Genomic DNA, 3,691 nt, shown 5'->3' with positions numbered 1-3,691 from the left:
GAGTTGGACAATCGGTAACGCCGCGTCGGGGTGTTTTGCTGGCGCTGTCGGTGGTTGCTCCCGCGCTTGTTCTTTCGGCCTGCATGTCATCCGAGAAGGACGTCAACCTGGCGACCTATGTCGATCAGACCGAGCCGGCCGACGTCCTCTACAACCAGGGCCTGGCCAATATGAATGCCGGCCGCCTCGACGAGGCGAGCAAGAAGTTCGATGCGGTCGATCGCCAGCATCCCTATTCGGAATTCGCTCGCAAATCGATGGTGATGGGGGCTTTCGCCGATTACCGCGCCGGCAATTATGACGAAGCGATCGGCACCGCGAAGCGCTACCTGACGCTTTATCCGTCGACCGACGACGCGGCTTACGCGCAGTATATCATCGGCCTGAGCTATTACCGGCAGATCAAGGACGTCACCCAGGATCAGAAGGAGGCGCGTCAGACCATCCAGACCATGCAGGATCTGGTGACGCGCTGGCCGAATTCCGAATATGTCCCCGACGCCAAGGACAAGATCCGTTTCGCCAACGACCAGCTTGCCGGCAAGGAGATGCAGGTCGGCCGCTATTATCTCGAACGCCGCGAATACATCGCCGCCGTGAAGCGCTTCCGCACCGTGGTCGAGACCTATTCCAACACCCGCCATGTCGAGGAGGCGCTCGCGCGCCTGACCGAGTCCTATTATGCCATGGGCTTGACCTCGGAAGCGCAGACGGCCGCGGCGGTGCTCGGCACCAACTATCCGGACAGCCAGTGGTACAAGGATTCCTACAAGCTCCTGCAGAGCAACGGGCTTGAGCCGCGCGAGAATGCCGGATCGTGGATCTCCAAGGCCGGGAAGCTGATCACCGGCGCCTGAAGCTTGCGATGCTGTCCAGACTGTCGATCCGCGATATCGTCCTGATCGAGAAGCTGGACATCGACTTCCTGCCTGGGCTTTCGGTGCTGACGGGCGAAACCGGCGCCGGCAAATCCATCCTGCTCGATGCCTTGTCGCTGGCGCTCGGCGCGCGCGGCGACGCCTCGCTCGTGCGCCATGGCGCTGCGCAAGGCCAGGTCATCGCGGTGTTCGACGTGCCGCGCAACCATCCGGCCCGCGCTCTGCTTGCCGAAAACGACATCGAGGACGATGGCGACATCATCCTGCGCCGCGTGCAGACCGGTGACGGCCGCACCCGCGTCTTCGTCAACGACCAGCCGTCCAGCGTCACGCTGATGCGCGATGTCGGCCGCGCACTCGTCGAGATCCACGGCCAGCATGACGAGCGCGCGCTGGTCGATCCCGGCGCGCATCGCGAATTGCTCGACAGTTTCGGCGGCCATCTGGGCGCCGTGCGCGGCACGGGCGAAGCCTGGCGCTACTGGCGAAACTGCGAGCAGGAGCTTTCGCGGCATCGCGCCAAGGTCGAGGCGGCGGCGCGCGAGGCCGATTATCTGCGCGCTTCCGTGGCCGAGCTCGCGAAACTCGATCCGCAGCCGGGCGAGGAGACGGAGCTTGCCGAACTGCGCGCGCAGATGATGCGGGTCGAGAAGATCGCCGCCGAAATCCACGACGCGCAGGATGTGTTGTCGGGGCCATCCTCGCCCTTACCGCAGCTTGCCAGCCTATTGCGCCGGCTGCAGCGCAAGGCGGGCGAAGCGCCGGGCCTGCTCGACGACGTGGTGAAATCGCTGGACGAGGCGATGATCTCGCTCGATGCCGCGCAATCCGGCGTGGAAGCTGCGCTTCGCGCCACCGAATATGATCCGCAACGCCTGGAGAAGGCGGAGGAGCGGCTTTTCGCGCTGCGCGCCGCCTCGCGCAAGCACAATGTCGCGGTGGACGATCTGGCGCAACTGCGCGACACGATGGTGGCCGATCTTGCCGATCTCGATGCCGGCGAGGAGCGGCTGCATGCGCTTGAGAAGCAGGCCGCCGCGGCGCGCGAGGCCTACGACATTTCCGCGGCGCAGCTTTCCTCGCTGCGCCAGGCGGCGGCATCGGGCTTGACCAAAGCGGTGATGGCCGAACTGCCGGCGCGGCTCGAAACGGTGGAGCGCCGGCCGCGCCGCGAAACCCGGCGTGCCCGCATGGCGCGCGAACGCGGCGTTCTGTGAGAAGAAACCGATGAACCGGCTGTTCTGGATCGTCATGGCGGTGATCGGCGTCGGGCTGGTGCTGCTGATGCTCAACAACTCGGCCGGCCACACTTTCGGCATGAACAACAATGACTTCGGCCGGCTGATCTGGGTCGGCGTGCTGGTCATGGTGATCGGCGCGAGCCTGCTCCGCTCGGGCCGGCTGCTTGGCGACATGGCACGCAATATCGGTGTCTGGGCCGCGCTGATCCTCGTGCTGATCGCCGGCTATCAGTATCGCTACGAGCTGCAGGACGTCGCGAGCCGCGTCACCGCCGGCCTGGTGCCGGGCAGCCCGCTGGCGCTCGGCGTGGAGAACGGCCGCCCGACCGTCACGCTCGACAAGGCCGGCAATGGCCACTTCGAGGCCCGCATCCTGGTCAACGGCGCGCCGGTGCGTGCCGTCGTCGACACCGGCGCGACCAGCACCGTGCTGACATCGGAAGATGCCCAGGCCGCGGGCTTCAACCCGGCGGCGCTCAGCTACAGCGTCGACGTCTCCACCGCCAACGGCATGGCGCGCGCCGCGACCGTCAGAACCGACGAACTGGCGATCGGCGGCATCGTGCGCAAGGATATGACGGTGATGGTCGCCGCGCCCGGCATGCTGGAACAAAGCCTGCTCGGCATGAACTTCATCGGTTCGTTGTCGGGCTTCGATGTGCGCGGCGACCGCATGATCCTGCGGGATTAATCGGATCGAGTCAGGCCGCCTCGGCTTCCGCCGCCGCGAAATCGATTGCCGCGAACGCGCTCTTCAGCACCTCTGGCCCGGCGCCAGGTTTGTTCGCATCCGTGGAAAGAATCTGCCGGAAGCGGCGCGCGCCGGGCAGACCGTGGAACAGCCCAACCATATGGCGGGTGATGTGGCCGAGCCGCCCGCCCCGCTCGATGTGGCGAGCGGCATAGCCGGCCATGGCGTCGATCAGGCCCGGATAGTCGAAGGCGGCTGCCACTTCGCCGTAGAACGCGGTATCGACGCCGGTCAGGATGCCCGGCGTATGGTAGGCTGCACGGCCGAGCATAGCGCCGTCGACATGAGCGAGATGCGCCGACGCCTCCGCAAGCGATTGAATGCCGCCGTTGATGCCGATGAATTCGTTCGGCTTTCTGGCCTTCAGCCGGTAGACGCGCGGATAGTCGAGCGGCGGGATGTCGCGATTCTCCTTGGGGCTCAGCCCTTCCAGCCAGGCCTTTCGGGCATGCACCCAGAGCGCGTCGGCGCCGGCCGCGAGCACGCCGTCGGCAAGCGTGTCGAGCGCAGGCTCCGGGTCCTGGTCGTCGACGCCGATGCGGCATTTGACCGTGATGGGGATTTTCACCGAAGCATTCATGGCCGCGACGCAGTCGGCGACCAGGGCCGGCGTCTTCATCAGGCAGGCGCCGAATGTTCCCGACTGGACACGATCTGACGGGCAGCCGACATTGAGGTTGATCTCGTCATAGCCGAAGGCCTCGCCGATCCGCGCCGCCTCGACGAGCTTTGCCGGATCCGATCCGCCAAGCTGCAGCGCCACCGGATGCTCGACATCGTCGAAACCGAGCAACCGTTCACGCGCGCCGTGGATGACCGCG

At 65.9% G+C, this 3,691-nt stretch carries 3 protein-coding genes and 1 pseudogene; 3 read left to right on the top strand and 1 reads right to left on the bottom strand.

The annotated features are described in order from the left end of the window. The 3 genes and pseudogenes from EOA28_RS28555 to EOA28_RS28545 all read left to right on the top strand — a co-directional run. A partial coding sequence (locus EOA28_RS28555; RefSeq protein WP_245501614.1) for an outer membrane protein assembly factor BamD occupies positions 1-857 on the top strand: 857 nt, incomplete at its 5' end. An 8-nt stretch (positions 858-865) separates the two neighbouring features. Beyond that, positions 866-2,026: pseudogene (locus EOA28_RS28550) on the top strand (DNA repair protein RecN); the annotation flags it as partial. Positions 2,027-2,105: 79 nt separating this feature from the next. Next, complete coding sequence (locus EOA28_RS28545; RefSeq protein WP_127250566.1) at positions 2,106-2,810, top strand: TIGR02281 family clan AA aspartic protease; 705 nt, start codon at positions 2,106-2,108, stop codon at positions 2,808-2,810. Positions 2,811-2,820: 10 nt separating this feature from the next. Here EOA28_RS28545 and dusA read toward each other — a convergent pair. Next, a partial coding sequence (gene dusA, locus EOA28_RS28540; protein ID WP_128315523.1) for a tRNA dihydrouridine(20/20a) synthase DusA occupies positions 2,821-3,691 on the bottom strand: 871 nt, incomplete at its 5' end.

It is taken from the genome of Mesorhizobium sp. M2A.F.Ca.ET.067.02.1.1 (genome assembly GCF_004023285.1).
Classification (GTDB): Bacteria; Pseudomonadota; Alphaproteobacteria; order Rhizobiales; family Rhizobiaceae; genus Mesorhizobium.
Note: the sequence above shows the minus strand (reverse complement) of the source record. Positions and strands in the feature narration are given on the sequence as shown.

Coding starts and splice junctions, on each gene's coding strand:
- EOA28_RS28545 (WP_127250566.1), top strand. CDS start 2,106: ATGAACCGGCTGTTCTGGATCGTCATGGCGGTGATCGGCGTCGGGCTG.